This is a genomic window from Kitasatospora sp. NPDC004799, assembly GCF_040609095.1.
GTDB lineage: Bacteria > Actinomycetota > Actinomycetes > Streptomycetales > Streptomycetaceae > Kitasatospora.
This window is the reverse complement of the sequence record NZ_JBEXJK010000181.1, coordinates 1-16,071: the sequence shown is the minus strand read 5'-3', so window position 1 is coordinate 16,071 and position 16,071 is coordinate 1. Positions and strand designations below refer to the sequence as shown.

Sequence of the window (16,071 nt, the reverse complement as noted above, 5' to 3'; positions counted from 1 at the left end):
AGTCGGCGGGCAGCAGCTCCAGCGCGACGTCGGTGAAGACGCCGCGCTTCTGGCTGGTGGAGAACTTCCCGCCGTAGTACGTCAGCCAGTTGAAGGCCTTGACGTAGTCGACCTTCTTCCACGGGCGGCGCGAGCCGAGCAGGGTGGCCGGGAACATCACGGTGTGGAACGGGACGTTGTCCTTGGCCATGAACTCGGTGTAGCGGACGGTCTCGTCGGCCTCGTACCACCAGGACTTCCAGTCCCGCAGCTGCCCGGCCGGGGCCGCGTCCGCCCACTCCTTGGTGGCGCCGACGTACTCGATCGGGGCGTCGAACCAGACGTAGAACACCTTGCCCTCGGCGGCCAGTTCGGGCCACACGTCGGCGGGCACCGGGACGCCCCACTCCAGGTCCCGGGTGATCGAGCGGTCCTGGAGGCCCTCGGTCAGCCACTTGCGGGCGATCGAGGAGGCCAGCACCGGCCAGTCGTCGGCGTGGGCGGCGATCCAGCCCTCGACCTCCTCGGTGAGCTCGGACTGGAGCAGGAACAGGTGGCGGGTCTCCCGGACCTCCAGGTCGGCGCTGCCGCTGATGGCCGAGCGCGGTTCCAGCAGGTCCGTCGGGTCCAGCACCCGGGTGCAGTTCTCGCACTGGTCGCCGCGGGCCGTGTCGTAGCCGCAGTGCGGGCAGGTGCCGACGATGTAGCGGTCCGGCAGGAAGCGCCCGTCGGCGTTGGAGTACACCTGGCGGATCGCGCGCTCCTCGATGAAGCCGTTGCGCTGGAGCTCGCGGGCGATCTCCTGGGTGATCTCCCGGTTCTGCGGCGAGGAGCTGCGGCCGAAGTGGTCGAAGGAGAGGCCGAACCCGTCGTACACCGCCCGCTGCGCCTCGTGCGCCCGGGCGCAGAACTCGGCGACCGGCAACCCGGCTTCCTGGGCGGCCAGTTCGGCGGGCGTGCCGTGCTCGTCGGTGGCGCAGATGAACAGCACCTCGTGCCCTCGTCGGCGCAGGTAGCGGGCGTAGACGTCCGCCGGGAGCATGGACCCGACCAGGTTGCCCAGGTGCTTGATCCCGTTGATGTACGGAAGGGCGCTGGTGATCAGGTGCCGAGCCATCCTGGGATGCTCCGAATCTCCGGCACGCGCACCCCACCCGGAGTGCCGCGCCGGGCGCAGGGGTCCACTGTGGGCTGTCAGCCTAGGGGAAGGAAGGGGGCCGGACGGCAGGGCGGGGCGTCACGGGCGGGTGAAGTCGCCGTACCGGTCGAACTCCCCGGACTTCACCCCGCGGACGAACGCGGCCCACTTGCGCGGCGTGGTCCGCACGACGACGTCGGGCCGGTCCGACTCGCGGATCTCCACCAGGTCGCCCGCCGATCTGACCTCGACGCAGTCGGTGCTCTCCCCGCTCGCCGACGCCTTGCGCCAGGTACTCATGCGAAGTCTTTCAGCAGGGCCCGGATGAAGTCCCGGGACTCCTCCGGCGCGAGCGAGATCGCCGCGGTCTCCTCCTTGATCCGCCGGTAGGAGGCCAATTCGGCCTGGGTGTGCACGAATTTCGGCCCGTGGGACAGGTCGATCTGGACGGTGTCGAGCTCCGGGACCGGCCCGCGGGCGAGGTACAGGCTCTCCCCGGAGCCGGTGTAGGTGGGCACGCTGAACGGGATCACCCGGATCTCCACCCCGGGCCGTTCGGAATTGTCCAGCAGGCTCCGCAACTGGTCGGCCAGCACGTCCGGGCCGCCGAACTGCATGCGCAGCGCCGACTCGTGCAGGAATGCGCTGTACGGCTTCGGGTGGTCGACGAAGATCTGCTGGCGCCGAATCCGGAATGCCTTCCGGACGTCCGCCTCCTGCCGGTACTGCGGGGGCAGCCGCTCGAACACCGCGGTGGCGTACTCCGGGGTCTGCAGCAGGCCGGGGATGAAGGTGCTGTTCAGGATGGACAGCGAGGACGCGTGGTGCTCCATTTCCGCGATGTCGATGATCGCGTTCGGCAGCCGGCCGCGGTAGCCGTCCCACCAGTACTTGCGCCGGTCCTGCGTCATCGCCAACAGCGCGTCCAGGTAGGGCCCGTCCTCGCAGCCGCAGGTGCGCGCCCAGATCCGGAGCCGCTCGGCGCTGATGCCCGACTTCCCGTTCTCCATCTGGGAGATCTTGGGCAGGTCGGTGCCGATGGTGGCGGCCAGGCTCTTGGGCGTGACGCCCACGCGTTCGCGGATCCTGCGCAACTCGATCCCGAGGCGCTGCTGGCGCACGGTCGGCGACAAGCGGGGTGGCATGACTCTCTTCTCCGGGTCGCGGCTGGCGTCGATGCTTCCGGTGAAGTGTGCCGCGCACACCCGGCCCTAGCTACCGAATTGGGGGATACCCCACGATGGAGTGAACGTCCCCCCGCTCGGTAGCAACTCTGGCACCCTGACCCTATGGTCGTCCGTGTCACTCACTGACTTGTTGCCGCCTAAACAGTCGTCAAACTTGGCCGATCGGCCGTAATGACACACCAGATGCATGGTCGCGGCACCCGAAATCACCGACCGGAGACAGCCATGCCCTTCCCCCGGCCACTCGGCCTCCCCCGCCGGCCCCACCCTCACCAGCGCATTTCCGTATCCCGGTGAATGCGCTTCTCGTCGCCGGATTGTCGGCGCTGCTGCTCGCGGTCCTATTCGTCGGCTGGCTGGTCTGGCTGGTGAACATCCAGGCCTGTGAACCCCGTGCGGCGAAGCGCGAGTTCGCGGCCGGCCATTCCGGGCGCGGCGAGCGGAAATAGCCGCCGCGCCCCGGCCGCACTTCCGTCGGCCCCCTGCCGTACTCCCGGCGTACCCCTCGCCGCACCCCGCCGATCCGCGGCTCAGCCCCGCGAAAGCCGTTCCACCAGAACGGACTTGGCCGCCGGCCACTCGTCGGCGAGCATCGAGAAGTAGCAGCTGTCCCGCCAACTGCCGTCGGGGCGCAGCCGGTGGCGGCGCAGGGTCCCCTCGTACCGGGCGCCGAGGCGCAGGACCGCCGCGCGGGAGCGCTCGTTGCGGGCGTCGGTCTTCCAGAAGACGCGGCCCATGCCGAGGTCCTCGAAGGCGTGGGACAGGAGCAGCAGTTTGGCCTCGGTGTTGACCGCCGTGCGCCAGACCGAGCGGGCGTACCAGGTGCCGCCGATCTCCACGGACTCGTCCCGCGCGCTGGCGTCGTGGTAGCCGGTGACGCCGACCGCCCGGCCGCTCGCGAGGTCGACGACGGCGAAGTTCACCGACTCGCCCGCGGCCGCCTCCGCGACGCGGGTGTCCACGACGGCGCCGAGCTCCTCCGCCGAGGCGGGCGGCAGGCACATGGTCCAGCGCCAGACCTCGGGGTCGGGGCCGACGGCGGCCCAGAGGTCGGCGACGTGGCGGTGCTCCAGCGGCTCCAGGCGGATGTGGCGGCCGGTGAGGACGACGGGTGAGGGCTGCTTCGCGGTCATGATCAGAACGTAGCGCCGCCCTGCACTAGATGCAATAGCTTGTTGCACTAGTGCAAAATCGACGGCATGGACGGCGCGAGGGCCCCGCGGGACGGATCCCACGGGGCCCTCGAAGCGACCGGTGCCGGCGTTCAGCCGACGGCCGGGCTCAGATGAACGAGTTGATCTGGATCGTCTCGTCGCGGCCCGGGCCGACGCCGATGGCCGAGATCGGCGCGCCCGACATCTCCTCCAGCGCCTTCACGTACGCCTGGGCGTTCTTCGGCAGCTCGGCGAAGGACTTCGCCTTGCTGATGTCCTCGGTCCAGCCCGGCAGGGTCTCGTAGACCGGCTTGGCGTGGTGGAAGTCCGACTGGTTGTAGGGGAGCTCCTCGACGCGCTTGCCGTCGATCTCGTACGCGACGCAGACCGGGATCTGCTCCCAGCCGGTCAGCACGTCCAGCTTGGTGAGGAAGAAGTCGGTGAGGCCGTTGACCCGGGTCGCGTAGCGCGCGATGACGGCGTCGAACCAGCCGCAGCGGCGGTCGCGGCCGGTGGTGACACCGCGCTCGCCGCCGATCCGGCGCAGCGCCTCGCCGTCCTCGTCGAACAGCTCGGTCGGGAACGGGCCGGAGCCGACGCGGGTGGTGTAGGCCTTGAGGATGCCGATGACCCGGTCGATCTTGGTCGGGCCGATGCCGGCGCCGGTGCAGGCGCCGCCCGCGGTCGGGTTCGACGAGGTCACGAAGGGGTACGTGCCGTGGTCGACGTCGAGCAGGGTGCCCTGGCCGCCCTCCAGCAGGACGACCTTGTTCGCCTTCAGCGCCTCGTCCAGGACGAGGGTGGTGTCGGCGAGGAAGGGCTTGATCTTCTCCGCGTAGCCCAGGTACTCCTCGACCACCAGGTCGGCCGGGATGGTGCGGCGGTTGTACAGCTTGACCAGGATCTGGTTCTTGTCGTGCAGCGCCGCCTCGATCTTCTGGCGCAGGATCGACTCGTCGAACAGGTCCTGGACCCGGATGCCGACGCGGTTGATCTTGTCCGCGTAGGTCGGGCCGATGCCGCGGCCGGTGGTGCCGATCCGGCGCTTGCCGAGGAAGCGCTCGGTGACCTTGTCCAGGGTGCGGTGGTACGGCGTGATCAGGTGGGCGTTGCCCGAGACCAGCAGCTTCGAGGTGTCGATGCCGCGCTCGTTCAGGCCGGCCAGCTCGGAGAGCAGCACGGCCGGGTCGATCACGACGCCGTTGCCGATCACCGGCGTCACGTTCGGGCTGAGGATTCCGGAAGGGAGCAGGTGCAGGGCGTACTTCTGGTCGCCGATGACCACCGTGTGACCGGCGTTGTTGCCGCCCTGGTAGCGGACCACGTAGTCGACGGAGCCGCCGAGGAGGTCGGTGGCCTTCCCCTTGCCCTCGTCTCCCCACTGAGCGCCAACGAGCACGAGTGCCGGCACAGGCGTACACCCCTTCCGGTTGGGGCATCCTGCGTAGGCCGCAGTCTGCCCCGAGATAGACGAAGCCCCTGGCGCAATGGCGCAAGGGGCTCTTGCACCGAGAGATTACCTGAGGAAGGACCGGTCGTGTCGTCCCTGTCCACGCCTGCTACCGGCGGCCCGGAGCCGCTCCTGCTGCTCCTCGACCCGGTGGCCCGGCAGACCGACGGCGAGTCGGTGCGGATCGCGAAGGACGTGCTCTGCGGAGGTACGGACGCCAAGGTGGCCTTTCCGGAGAGCCCTTCCGAGCTCGACCGGGTGCTTTCGCACCGGGGCCGGAGGCGACCGGTGGTGATCGGTTCCGATCTCGCTCTGCAGCGGGTGCTCCAGGCCCTGCATCGCCAGCGTGAGCTGGGCACCGAACCGGTGGGGATGGTTCCGGTCGGCCGTACGGAGGAGCTCGCGGCGGCCCGCGCGCTGGGCGTGCCGGCGGAGCCGGTCCGGGCCGCGCGGGCGGTGCTGTCGGGCGCGCCGCGCATGCTGGACCTGCTGGTGGACGACGGCGGCGGGGTGGCCCTGGGCGGGGTGCGGATCACCGGCGGGGCCGCGCGCCGTCCGGTGGGCCGTGCGGGTGGCTGGCGTTCGCTATGGGCGAAACTGGCTGCGGCCGAGCAGGCGAACGCACTCACCCAGGACGGCACCGACCACAGCTCCCGGGTCCGGGTCGAGGCGGACGGCCGGCTCCTCGCCGACGTCCACCGGCCGGTCCGGCTGGTCCAGGTCACGCTCCCGTCCGGCGCCTCGGACGGCACCGGCGAGATGGAGGTGGTGGTCGCCGCCTCCGGGGACCTGGTGCGCGCCCGGGCGGCGAGCGTCTCGGTGGTCGGGCGCGGCTTCGGCTACGAGGCGGACGGCCACCCGGTCGGCCCGGTCCGGGCCCGGACCTGGACGGTGCACCCGGGCGCCTGGGGCCTGCTGCTGCCGGCCGCCTGAAGCCCGCGTGACCGGCGGGCGGCCGGTGGGGGAACCCCGGGTGAGCAGGCTCACGTTCGCCGGTCCGCCGGTACCCGCCGCTGCGCACACGGAACTCCCCAACAGGCGCGAACCACAAGGCCAACCGCCACCCGCCGGAATTCCCCCGACGCGAAATCCCGGACCGGTAAGGGGTTTTGTCTACGCGCGTTAACCCGTGGTCGCCGGACAAACCCGCAGTCCCGGGGTCCGGAAGCCGGAGTCAACTGCCCTAGACTCGAAGGCGTGCCACGTGGTGACGGAAGACTCAACCACGATCTTCTTCCCGGTGAGAAAGGCCCCCAGGACGCGTGTGGCGTCTTCGGTGTCTGGGCTCCCGGCGAGGAGGTCGCCAAGCTCACGTTCTTCGGCCTTTACGCCCTGCAGCACCGCGGTCAGGAATCCGCGGGCATCGCAGTGAGCAACGGCTCCCAGATTCTCGTCTTCAAGGACATGGGACTCGTCTCCCAGGTCTTCGACGAGGCCTCGCTGGGGTCGTTGCACGGGCATATCGCCGTCGGACACGCCCGCTACTCGACCACCGGTTCCTCGGTCTGGGAGAACGCCCAGCCGACCTTCCGGGCGACCGTTCACGGTTCGCTGGCCCTCGGGCACAACGGAAACCTGGTGAACACCGCCGAACTGGCGGCCATGGTCGCCGAACTGCCCGGCGAGGAGCACGTCTCGCGCTCCGGCCGGACCGCCGCGACCAACGACACCGACCTGGTGACGGCGCTGCTCGCCGGCCACCCGGACCTCTCCATCGAGGAGACGGCCAAGGTCGTGCTGCCCGAGGTCAAGGGCGCCTTCTCGCTCGTCTTCATGGACGAGCACACCCTCTACGCCGCCCGCGACCCGCAGGGCATCCGCCCGCTGGTGCTCGGCCGGCTGGAGCGCGGCTGGGTGGTCGCCTCCGAGACGGCGGCGCTGGACATCTGCGGCGCCTCCTTCATCCGCGAGGTCGAGCCCGGCGAGCTCATCGCCATCGACGAGAACGGCATGCGCAGCTCCCGGTTCGCCGAGGCCAAGCCCAAGGGCTGCGTCTTCGAGTACGTCTACCTGGCCCGCCCCGACACCTCCATCGCCGGCCGCAACGTGCACCTCTCCCGCGTGGAGATGGGCCGCCGGCTGGCCCAGGAGGCCCCCGTCGAGGCCGACCTGGTGATAGCGACGCCCGAGTCCGGCACCCCCGCCGCGATCGGCTACGCCGAGGCCAGCGGTATCCCGTACGGCTCCGGCCTGGTGAAGAACGCCTACGTGGGCCGCACCTTCATCCAGCCCAGCCAGACCATCCGCCAGCTCGGCATCCGGCTCAAGCTCAACCCGCTGCGCGAGGTCATCCAGGGCAAGCGCCTGGTGGTCGTGGACGACTCGATCGTCCGCGGCAACACCCAGCGCGCGCTGGTGAAGATGCTCCGCGAGGCCGGCGCGGCCGAGGTCCACATCCGGATCTCCTCCCCGCCGGTGAAGTGGCCCTGCTTCTTCGGCATCGACTTCGCCACCCGCGCGGAGCTGATCGCCAACGGCATGACCATCGAGGAGATCGGCCGCACGCTCGGCGCGGACTCGCTCGCCTACATCTCGATCGACGGCATGATCGAGGCCACCAAGCAGCCCAAGGACAAGCTCTGCCGGGCCTGCTTCGACGGCGAGTACCCGATGGAGCTGCCGGACCCGGCGCTGCTCGGCAAGCTCCTGCTGGAGGCCGAGATCAAGGGCGGCCAGCAGCAGCCGGCCGTCCGCGGCAAGCCGACCAGCGGCAGCGACCTGGACGGCGTCCAGTCGCTGCTCGGCGGGGCGGGCGCGGCCGACGCGCTGCGCCGCCCGTAAGAACCCACGGTGGGGTCCCGGATTCGCGGGACCCCACCGCTGTTCCACCCCGCTGTACCCGAACCCCCAGACCCGAAAGGGCCGCACGCAGTGACCTCCAACCAGAACGGCGCCACCTACGCCGCCGCCGGTGTCGACATCGAGGCGGGCGACCGCGCCGTCGAGCTCATGAAGCAGTGGGTGAAGAAGGCCAACCGCCCCGAGGTGGTCGGCGGTCTCGGCGGCTTCGCCGGCCTCTTCGACGCGTCCGCCTTCAAGAACTACGAGCGGCCGCTGCTGGCCTCGGCCACCGACGGCGTGGGGACCAAGGTGGCGATCGCCGCCGCCATGGACAAGCACGACACCATCGGCCACGACCTGGTCGGCATGGTCGTCGACGACCTGGTGGTCTGCGGCGCCGAGCCGCTGTTCATGACCGACTACATCTGCGTCGGCAAGGTCGTCCCGGAGCGGGTCGCCTCGATCGTCAAGGGCATCGCCGAGGGCTGCGCGCTGGCCGGCTGCGCCCTGGTCGGCGGCGAGACCGCCGAGCACCCGGGCCTGCTCGGCCCGGACGAGTACGACGTCGCGGGCGCCGGCACCGGCGTGGTGGAGGCCGACGCACTGCTCGGCGCGGACCGGGTCCGGGCCGGCGACGTGGTGATCGCGATGGCCGCCTCCGGCCTGCACTCCAACGGCTACTCGCTGGTCCGCCACGTGCTGCTGAACGAGGCCGGCTGGAAGCTGGACCGCAAGGTCGAGGAGTTCGGCCGCACCCTCGGCGAGGAGCTGCTGGAGCCGACCCGGATCTACTCGCTGGACTGCCTGGCGCTCGCCCGCGCCACCGAGGTGCACGCCTTCTCGCACGTCACCGGCGGCGGCCTCGCGGCCAACCTGGCCCGGGTCATTCCGGACGGCCTGCACGCCCGCCTGGACCGCGGCACCTGGACCCCGCTGCCGGTCTTCCGGACCGTCGCCGAGGTCGGCAAGGTGGCCACCCTGGAGATCGAGAAGACGCTGAACATGGGCGTCGGCATGGTCGCGGTCGTCCCGCCCCACTCGGTGGACGTGGTGCTGTCGATCCTGGAGGACCGCGGCGTCGAGTCCTGGCTGCTCGGCGACATCGTCGAGCGCACCGACGAGCACGAGGGCGGCGCGGCCCTCTACAACGCCTACGAGGGCTTCCGGGCGAGCTGACCCGGCCGGTGACGACGGGAGGGCCCCTCCGGAGCTCCGGAGGGGCCCTCCCGTGTGTGGTGGAGGCGGTCGGCGGACCGTGTGGAGCCGATCGGCGGACGATGTGGAGGAACGCCGCGGGAGGCCCCGTCCGAGGGAACGCCGAAGACCGGTCCGGCACCCTGGCGGGTACCCGAACCGGTCGGCGGGACTGCTGTGCTTACGAGCGGCGGGAGGCCTGCGACGCCCCGGTGCCCGGCCCGGTGTCGTCCTCGTCGTCGAGGTCGGCGTAGCGGGCTGCGTACTCCGCGTACGGGTCGTCCTCCTCCTCCTCGATCGGCTCCGGCTCGATCGAGGAGGTGGACGGAGATACGCCCAGCTCGTTGGACAGACGGTTAGCGTCGAACCCGCCGCTGTTGTACTTCAGCTCGCGGGCGACCTTCGTCTGCTTGGCCTTGGCCCGGCCGCGCCCCATGGGTCGACCCCCTCAACGATGGGGCTCACGGCCCCGAGTCTGACACGTGTTCATGATCAGGACCGGCCTGCCCGAATGGGAGGACCGTCCCTTGGAGCATTAACGGTACCTGTTTCCGCCGCTGGACGGTACGTCGTCGGTGTGACGTGGCGCGCACCGACCGCACCCGCGACCAGGTCTTCCCAGGTCAAGGGAGGTTTTGCGGCGTTTTGCGCGCTGTCCAGAGGTGTCTGCAGTCCGTCGTTCCAGGACTGATTATCCCCCCTAGGGGGGCTCCGGATCACCCGTTCGGGCGGAGAAGTGAGAATCCGGTTCCACATCGTGATGCGCGGGGGGCCTCCCGGATGGGCCCCTCCTGCCCGAGGGCGGGCGAGGAGGGAGGCCCCCCGCGCATCACGGGGTCGGTGACCGACCCGGATCAGGCGCGGCGGGCGCCGGGCAGCAGCACCGTGCGCAGGGCGCTGATCTCGCGCATCCGCTTCTCGGCCAGGCGGTCCGCGGCGACCGCCGGCGGGACGCCGTCGGCGGTGGCGCGGGTGAAGATCTCCAGGGTGGTGTCGAAGATCTTCGTGGCCTTGTTCTTGGCCCGCTCGAAGTTGAAGCCGTCGATCTCGTCGGCGACCTGGATGACGCCGCCGGAGTTCACCAGGTAGTCCGGCGCGTAGAGGATGCCGCGGTCGGCCAGGTCCTTCTCGACGCCGGTGTGGGCCAGCTGGTTGTTGGCCGCGCCGCAGACGATCGAGGTGCCGAACTCGCCCAGCGCGGCGACCACGTCGTCGGTCAGCGCGCCGCCGAGGGCGCAGGGGGCGTAGACGTCCAGCTTGGCCTGGAGCAGGGCGGTGGTGTCGGCCACCACCTCCACCTCGGGGTGGGCCGCGCGGACGCGGTTGACCGCGGCCTCGAACGGGTCGGTGACGACGACGGTGGCGCCGTCCGCGACCAGGTGGCCGACCAGGTAGTGGCCGACCTTGCCGACGCCGGCGACGCCGACCCGCTTGCCGCGCAGGGTCGGCTGGCCCCAGCGGGCCTGGGCGGTGGCGCGCATGCCCTGGAAGACGCCGAAGGCGGTCAGGATGGACGAGTCGCCGGCGCCGCCGTGCTCGGGCGAGCGGCCGGTCACGAACTCGGTCTCCCGGGCGATGACGTCCATGTCCTGGACGTAGGTGCCCACGTCGCAGGCGGTGATGTAGCGGCCGCGCAGGGACTCGACGAAGCGGCCGTAGGCCCGGAGCATCGCCTCGTTCTTGTCCTTGTTCGGGTCGCCGATGATGACGGCCTTGCCGCCGCCGAGGTCCAGCCCGGCCAGCGCGTTCTTGTAGGACATTCCGCGGGACAGGTTCAGCGCGTCCTCCAGCGCCGCCTCCTCGGAGGCGTACGGGAAGAAGCGGGTGCCGCCGAGGGCCGGGCCCAGGGCGGTCGAGTGGATGGCGATGATCGCCTTCAGACCCGAGCTGCGGTCGTGGCAGAGGACGACCTGCTCGTGACCGTCGCCGGGGGCGCCGTCCTGTTCGGTACGGAAGATCCTGCTGAGCACGCCGGGTGCGGGGTGCGTGGCGGGGGTCTGTACGTCGGTCACTGTGGTGACTCCAGTATCGAAGGCCCGCTGCTGTGGTGCGGGCGCCTAAGGCGAAGCGTAGCCGCGTGCGCGCCGCCGATCGGCCCTCTTGTCCGAGCTGGGGCCGGTTGTCCGAGGGGTGAGACGGGAAGGGAGACAGGGGTGCGGGCGCGAACGGTTCGGGGGCGCGCTCTCCCGGGGCCGGGCGGTGCGTGCGACCATGCAGGACGTGACCGTCGTACGCACTTCCGTACACCCGCCCTACGCCGCCCACCTGCGGGTCTACGAGCCGCTGGCGGCCTACCCGGAGCCCGAGCGGGCGCACTGGCAGGCCTATGCGGCGGAGCACGGGCCGGACGCCGCGGAGCCGGCGCTGCCGGTGGCGGCGGCGGTGCTGGAGGAGCAGCGGGAGGCGCTCGCCGGGCTGGCCGCCCGCACGCCCCGGGCGCTGCCCGAGCGGGAGAGCGGACGGGCGTACCTGCGGGTGGTGGACGGCGTGCTGTACGTCTGCCCGTGGGCGACCAGGCTGCGCAGCTGGCAGGCGCTGGAGGAGCTGCGGGCGGGGCTCCCGGTGGCGCTGCTGGACGCCGCGCTGCCGCCGGTGACCCGGGCGGCCGCCGAGGCGGACCGGGAGCGCTGGCGGGCCGAGCACCCGGACGCCCGGTCGTGGATCCTGACCAGCCGGTGGGAGGTCCCGGTGCGCTGGTTCCTGCCCTTCGGGGACGAGGACCGCTGCTTCGTGCCGGGCGGGTCCGGGCCGGCGGGCGGACGCGCGGACGGGCGTGCGGACGGGGGTGCGGACGGCCCGGAGGGGGCGGCCGGCGCCGGGGCCCGGCCTGCCGCGCTGTTCTACCTGGTGCCGATGGCGCAGGCGCGCCGGCGGGTGGCGAGGGCCTTCCGGGCGCTGCGCGAGGCGGTGCCGGACGGGGAGCTGGTGCGCGGGGCGGAGCGGGTCGGGCGCTGGCTGGAGGAGTTCCACCCGCGCTCGCTGGTGGAGCTGGACTACGGCGGCCTGGTGCATCTGCTGGGCCCGGAACGGCTGCTGGCGGACCGTTCGGCGGGGGAGCTGGAGGAGGGGCTGCGCGCGCTGCGGGCGGGGGACACCGCCGAGGCGCTGCGGGTGTACGGGGAGCTGACGGTGCGCTGGCGCCGGGTGCTGGCGCTGCGGCACGCGAACTGACGTCCGACCGCGCGTGTATGACTGTAAGAGTCCTAAGCACTGCGGGGCCGATGACCAAGGTCCTGGTTCGGGTCAATAGCTGTCGAACGTGACACTACTCACCGTTGACGCGAACTTACCCCTATGTGCAAAAATGGGACAACCAGCCCAACTTCACGTGAGCGTGCCCACTTTTGGGTGGTTCTGGAGTCGATGCGTGCTTTGCGGGGAAACGGAGGGTCTGGTCCCCTCGTAACCGGATGTCATTGCTTTGTGACTGTCCGTTATGGGGTGGTCCATCGCCATCCGTCGGCCTTGAACCCGTGAGGGGTCAATTTTGGCGGTTTGGTCGATAGGGCTGGACGGATGGTGTAGTTGTAGACACCAGGACAAGCCGTTCGTCCTATAACCGACTCGGCCCGTCTATGCCATTTCGGGCATCGCGGGCCAAGGTGCAGAATTTGAAGGATAGAACCGCCCTGGTTCGGTTCTCCCGAGGAGGCCGCTCATGACCGCTCGTACCCCTGATGCTGAGCCGCTGCTGACGCCGGCAGAGGTTGCCACCATGTTCCGCGTGGACCCGAAGACGGTCACCCGCTGGGCCAAGGCGGGCAAGCTGACGTCGATTCGCACGCTCGGCGGTCACCGCCGTTACCGTGAGGCGGAGGTGCGCGCTCTGCTGGCCGGGATTCCCGCCCAGCGCACTGAGGCCTGATAGGCCAAAGGCTCTTTAAAGGGGCCGCTTACCGGACTCCGCCGGGTCCGGTAAGCGGCCCCTTTGTCGTGCCCGTCCGAGGGTGTTCCGGACCGGCCGGCCGGTCGGAATGCTGAACTCCGGATAACGATTTGATGCGGGTGGGGTGGGGGGGATTTACAGTGAATAGCTGTACAATTTTACATATTAAATTAGCGGGGTTCTGGAGGGGGTTTCACGGGCCCGGTTCCGGGCGGGGGTGCGTGACGACCGTCACGCGGTCCGTCACTTGTGGTCTAGACCTGGTCGGGGTAAAAGGCCGAACGGTCAAAAGCGAGAGGCCCGGAACCTGACGGTTCCGGGCCTCTCGCGCTGCGGCGATCCCGACGGGACTTGAACCCGCGACCTCCACCTTGACAGGGTGGCGAGCTAACCAACTGCTCCACGGGACCAGAGTTTTCTGATCTCGTTCACTCGCTTGCCGCGCTGCGAACAAGACAGACTGTAGCCCATGGTGGGCCCCCAGGTCGAACTGACTCCTGAAGGCCCACCCGCAGCTCACGGCGCTGCCCGCGGCTCACGGCGCCGCCCGGGCCGGTCGGCGGCGCCCGGCCCGGGTCAGAGCGTCGCCCGCGCCGCCTCCATCGCCTTCACGATCCGCTTCTCCGAGACCGGGCTCGGCGTGCCCAGCGACTGGGCGAAGAAGCTGACCCGCAGCTCCTCGATCATCCAGCGGATCGCCCGCACCTCCGCGGACGGCTGCTGCCCGGCCGGCACCGCCGCCAGCAGCTCCCCGTACGCCTGCTGCACCTGCTGCACCTTCAGCAGCTGCTGGGCGTCCCGCTGCGGGTGGTTGGGCAGCGCCTCCAGCCGGCGGTCCACCGCCAGCAGGTAGCGCTTGAGGTCCGGCAGCCGCTGCCAGCCGGTGGCCGTCACGAAGCCCGGGTGCACCAGCGAGGCCAGGTGCAGCCGGACGTCGTTCACCGCGTTCAGCAGCACCGGGCTGCTCACCGTCTTCAGCCGGGTCGAGGCCTTGTGGAAGGCGATCAGCGCGGTGGCCGTCTTCAGCGTGGTGTCCGCGGACAGGTCGTACAGGTCCGCGCGCACCTTGTCGTGCAGTTTGCCGAAGGCCGCCTCGTCCCAGGCCGGGCCGCCGTTCAGGGCCATCAGCCGGTCGGTCGCGGCCGCCACGACGTCCTCGAACAGGGCGCCGATCGAGCCGTGCGGGCTGTGCGAGAGCGCCAGCTTCGCCTGGTTGCCCAGCCGGCCCTGGATCGACTTGGCGGGGGAGGTGGTGGTCAGCATCAGCAGCCGCCTGGTCCCCTCCCACATCGCCTGGGCCTGCGCCTCCGGGGTGTCGAACAGCCGGATGCCGACCGACTGGCCCTCGTCCACCAGGGCCGGGTAGGCGCGCATCGAGTGGCCGCGCGAACGCTGCTCGAAGGTGCGCTGGAGCACCGGCAGCGAGGCCGGCCAGGCGGTCAGCCCGCTCTGCTCGATGCCCTGCCCGGAGGCGGCCGAGGAGAGCGTCTCCTTGAGCTTGGGCTTGAGCTTCAGCCGCAGCTCCTCCAGGTCCTTGGACTCGGCGAGCTTGCGGCGCCCGTCCACCACCCGGAAGGTCACCTTGAGGTGCTCCGGCACCCGCTCGTCGTCCCAGGCCTCCGGGGGCACGGTGACCGCCGTCAGGCGCTTCAGGGCGTGCTCCAGGGCCGGGAGGAGGGGCTCCTGGCGGTCCTTCACCGCGCGCAGCGCCGCCCGGGCGAAGTCCGGCGCCGGGACGAAGTTGCGCCGGATCGCCTTCGGCAGCGACTTGATGTAGGCGGTGACCAGCTCCTCCCGCAGACCGGGGATCTGCCAGTCGAAGCCCTCCGCGGTGACCTGGTTGAGCACCGGCAGCGGGATGTGCACCGTCACGCCGTCCGCGTCGCTGCCCGGCTCGAACTGGTAGGTCAGCTTGAAGCGGAGCTTGCCCTGCTGCCAGTGGTCCGGGTAGTCGGCCTCGGTGACGCCGTCCGCGGCGTCGTTGATCAGCATCGACTTCTCGAAGTTCAGCAGGTCCGGCTGGTCGTGCCGGGCCTTCTTCCACCAGGAGTCGAAGTGCCGGGTGGAGACGATCTCCTCGGGCAGCCGGGCGTCGTAGAACTCGAACAGGGTCTGGTCGTCCACCAGGATGTCCCGGCGGCGGGCCCGGTTCTCCAGCTCCTCGACCTCGCCGAGCAGCCTGCGGTTCTCCGCGAAGAACTTGTGGTGGGTCTCCCAGTCGCCCTCGACCAGCGCGTTGCGGATGAACAGCTCGCGACAGAGCTCCGGGTCGATCCGCCCGTAGTTGACCTTGCGCTGGGCGACGACCGGCATCCCGTAGAGGGTCACCTTCTCGAACGCCATGACGGCGCCGGCCTTCTTCTCCCAGTGCGGCTCGCTGTAGCTGCGCTTGATCAGGTGGCCGGCCAGCGGCTCGACCCACTCCGGCTCGATCTTGGCGTTGATCCGGGCCCAGAGCCGGGAGGTCTCCACCAGCTCGGCCGACATCACCCAGCGCGGCGGCTTCTTGAACAGCCCGGAGCCCGGGAAGACCGCGAAGCGGGCGCCGCGCGCGCCGCCGTACTCGCGCTTCTCCACGTCGAACAGGCCGATGTGGGAGAGCAGGCCGGCCAGCAGCGACTGGTGGATCCGGTCGGCGTCCGGCTCGGCGTCGGGGTGGGGCTCCTCGATGGTGACGCCCAACTGCTTCGCGACGGTGCGCAGCTGGGTGTAGATGTCCTGCCACTCCCGTATCCGCAGGTAGTTGAGGAACTCCGCCTTGCACATCCGGCGGAACGCCGAGGAGGAGAGCTCCCGCTGCTGCTCCCGGACGTAGCGCCACATCGCCAGGTAGGAGAGGAAGTCCGAGGTCTCCGAGTTGAACCGCTTGTGCCGTTCGTCGGCGGCCTGGCGCTTCTCGGCCGGGCGCTCGCGCGGGTCCTGGATGGAGAGCGCGGCGGCGATCACCATGACGTCGCGGACGCAGCCGTTGCGGTCCGCCTCCAGCACCATGCGGGCCATCCGCGGGTCCACCGGGAGCTGGGCGAGCTTGCGGCCCAGCTGGGTCAGGCGCTTGCGCGGGTCCTTCTCGTCCGGGTCGAGCGCGCCCAGCTCGTGCAGCAGGTGGACGCCGTCCTTGATGTTGCGCGAGTCCGGCGGGTCCAGGAACGGGAAGGCGGCGATGTCGCCGAGGCCGGCCGCGGTCATCTGGAGGATCACCGAGGCCAGGTTGGTGCGCAGGATCTCGGCGTCGGTGAACTCGGGGCGGGAGAGGAAGTCCTCCTCCGAGTAGAGCCGGATGCAGATGCCGTCCGAGGTGCGGC

At 70.6% G+C, this 16,071-nt stretch carries 14 protein-coding genes and 1 tRNA gene; 6 read left to right on the top strand and 9 right to left on the bottom strand.

Annotated features, from left to right (window positions below):
- The 3 genes from metG to ABZW03_RS22430 all read right to left on the bottom strand — a co-directional run.
- A partial coding sequence (metG, locus tag ABZW03_RS22440; RefSeq protein ID WP_355260982.1) for a methionine--tRNA ligase occupies window positions 1-1,096 on the bottom strand: 1,096 nt, incomplete at its 3' end.
- Window positions 1,097-1,216: 120 nt separating this feature from the next.
- Complete coding sequence (locus tag ABZW03_RS22435) at window positions 1,217-1,417, bottom strand: DUF397 domain-containing protein (protein WP_355260979.1); 201 nt, start codon at window positions 1,415-1,417, stop codon at window positions 1,217-1,219.
- Window positions 1,414-2,262 carry a helix-turn-helix transcriptional regulator gene (locus ABZW03_RS22430; RefSeq protein ID WP_355260976.1) on the bottom strand — a complete coding sequence of 283 codons (849 nt, stop codon included), beginning with the start codon at window positions 2,260-2,262 and terminating at the stop codon, window positions 1,414-1,416. The genes ABZW03_RS22435 and ABZW03_RS22430 overlap by 4 nt, the downstream gene beginning before the upstream one ends.
- 335 nt (window positions 2,263-2,597) lie before the next feature.
- Between ABZW03_RS22430 and ABZW03_RS22425 the strand changes: the two genes are divergently transcribed.
- Window positions 2,598-2,753, top strand: coding sequence for a hypothetical protein (locus ABZW03_RS22425; protein WP_355260973.1), 156 nt, complete (start codon window positions 2,598-2,600; stop codon window positions 2,751-2,753).
- Window positions 2,754-2,834: 81 nt separating this feature from the next.
- Here the strand turns inward: ABZW03_RS22425 and ABZW03_RS22420 are convergent, their stop codons facing one another.
- Together ABZW03_RS22420 and ABZW03_RS22415 are read right to left on the bottom strand one after the other, a co-directional pair.
- Window positions 2,835-3,437, bottom strand: coding sequence for a GNAT family protein (locus tag ABZW03_RS22420; RefSeq protein WP_355260970.1), 603 nt, complete (start codon window positions 3,435-3,437; stop codon window positions 2,835-2,837).
- Window positions 3,438-3,585: 148 nt separating this feature from the next.
- Window positions 3,586-4,869 (bottom strand): adenylosuccinate synthase, encoded by a 1,284-nt coding sequence (locus ABZW03_RS22415; protein WP_355260967.1) that lies wholly within the window; start codon window positions 4,867-4,869, stop codon window positions 3,586-3,588.
- A 126-nt stretch (window positions 4,870-4,995) separates the two neighbouring features.
- On the opposite strand from ABZW03_RS22415, the gene ABZW03_RS22410 reads away from it, so the two are divergent.
- The 3 genes from ABZW03_RS22410 (at window position 4,996) to purM (ending at window position 8,865) form a co-directional block, all read left to right on the top strand.
- Window positions 4,996-5,841, top strand: coding sequence for a diacylglycerol kinase (locus ABZW03_RS22410; protein WP_355260964.1), 846 nt, complete (start codon window positions 4,996-4,998; stop codon window positions 5,839-5,841).
- A gap of 264 nt (window positions 5,842-6,105) precedes the next feature.
- On the top strand, window positions 6,106-7,689 hold the full coding sequence (gene purF, locus ABZW03_RS22405; RefSeq protein ID WP_355260961.1) for an amidophosphoribosyltransferase: 1,584 nt from the start codon (window positions 6,106-6,108) through the stop codon (window positions 7,687-7,689).
- 90 nt (window positions 7,690-7,779) lie between these two features.
- Window positions 7,780-8,865 (top strand): phosphoribosylformylglycinamidine cyclo-ligase, encoded by a 1,086-nt coding sequence (gene purM / locus ABZW03_RS22400; RefSeq protein ID WP_355260958.1) that lies wholly within the window; start codon window positions 7,780-7,782, stop codon window positions 8,863-8,865.
- Between the two features lie 199 nt (window positions 8,866-9,064).
- Here purM and ABZW03_RS22395 read toward each other — a convergent pair whose 3' ends face one another.
- Entirely contained in the window at window positions 9,065-9,319 is a 255-nt protein-coding gene (locus ABZW03_RS22395) for a DUF3073 domain-containing protein (RefSeq protein WP_355260955.1), read from the bottom strand.
- Window positions 9,320-9,737: 418 nt separating this feature from the next.
- Complete coding sequence (locus ABZW03_RS22390) at window positions 9,738-10,895, bottom strand: Glu/Leu/Phe/Val dehydrogenase dimerization domain-containing protein (RefSeq protein ID WP_355260952.1); 1,158 nt, start codon at window positions 10,893-10,895, stop codon at window positions 9,738-9,740.
- A 199-nt stretch (window positions 10,896-11,094) separates the two neighbouring features.
- Here ABZW03_RS22390 and ABZW03_RS22385 point away from each other — a divergent pair, with 199 nt between their 5' ends.
- Both ABZW03_RS22385 and bldC read left to right on the top strand, forming a co-directional pair.
- On the top strand, window positions 11,095-12,054 hold the full coding sequence (locus ABZW03_RS22385; RefSeq protein WP_355260949.1) for a hypothetical protein: 960 nt from the start codon (window positions 11,095-11,097) through the stop codon (window positions 12,052-12,054).
- 487 nt (window positions 12,055-12,541) lie between these two features.
- Complete coding sequence (gene bldC / locus ABZW03_RS22380; RefSeq protein WP_014137253.1) at window positions 12,542-12,748, top strand: developmental transcriptional regulator BldC; 207 nt, start codon at window positions 12,542-12,544, stop codon at window positions 12,746-12,748.
- 357 nt (window positions 12,749-13,105) lie between these two features.
- Here bldC and ABZW03_RS22375 read toward each other — a convergent pair.
- Window positions 13,106-13,179 (bottom strand) — tRNA-Asp (locus ABZW03_RS22375).
- Between the two features lie 166 nt (window positions 13,180-13,345).
- Window positions 13,346-16,071, bottom strand: a 2,726-nt coding sequence (gene hrpA, locus ABZW03_RS22370) for an ATP-dependent RNA helicase HrpA (protein ID WP_355260946.1), incomplete at its 5' end; no start/stop codon positions are given.

Excerpts from the sequence above, each read along its gene's own strand:
- bldC (WP_014137253.1), top strand. The coding sequence starts at position 12,542 with ATGACCGCTCGTACCCCTGATGCTGAGCCGCTGCTGACGCCGGCAGAG.
- ABZW03_RS22385 (WP_355260949.1), top strand. The coding sequence starts at position 11,095 with ATGCAGGACGTGACCGTCGTACGCACTTCCGTACACCCGCCCTACGCC.
- ABZW03_RS22420 (WP_355260970.1), bottom strand. The coding sequence starts at position 3,437 with ATGACCGCGAAGCAGCCCTCACCCGTCGTCCTCACCGGCCGCCACATC.
- ABZW03_RS22395 (WP_355260955.1), bottom strand. The coding sequence starts at position 9,319 with ATGGGGCGCGGCCGGGCCAAGGCCAAGCAGACGAAGGTCGCCCGCGAG.
- ABZW03_RS22430 (WP_355260976.1), bottom strand. The coding sequence starts at position 2,262 with ATGCCACCCCGCTTGTCGCCGACCGTGCGCCAGCAGCGCCTCGGGATC.
- ABZW03_RS22435 (WP_355260979.1), bottom strand. The coding sequence starts at position 1,417 with ATGAGTACCTGGCGCAAGGCGTCGGCGAGCGGGGAGAGCACCGACTGC.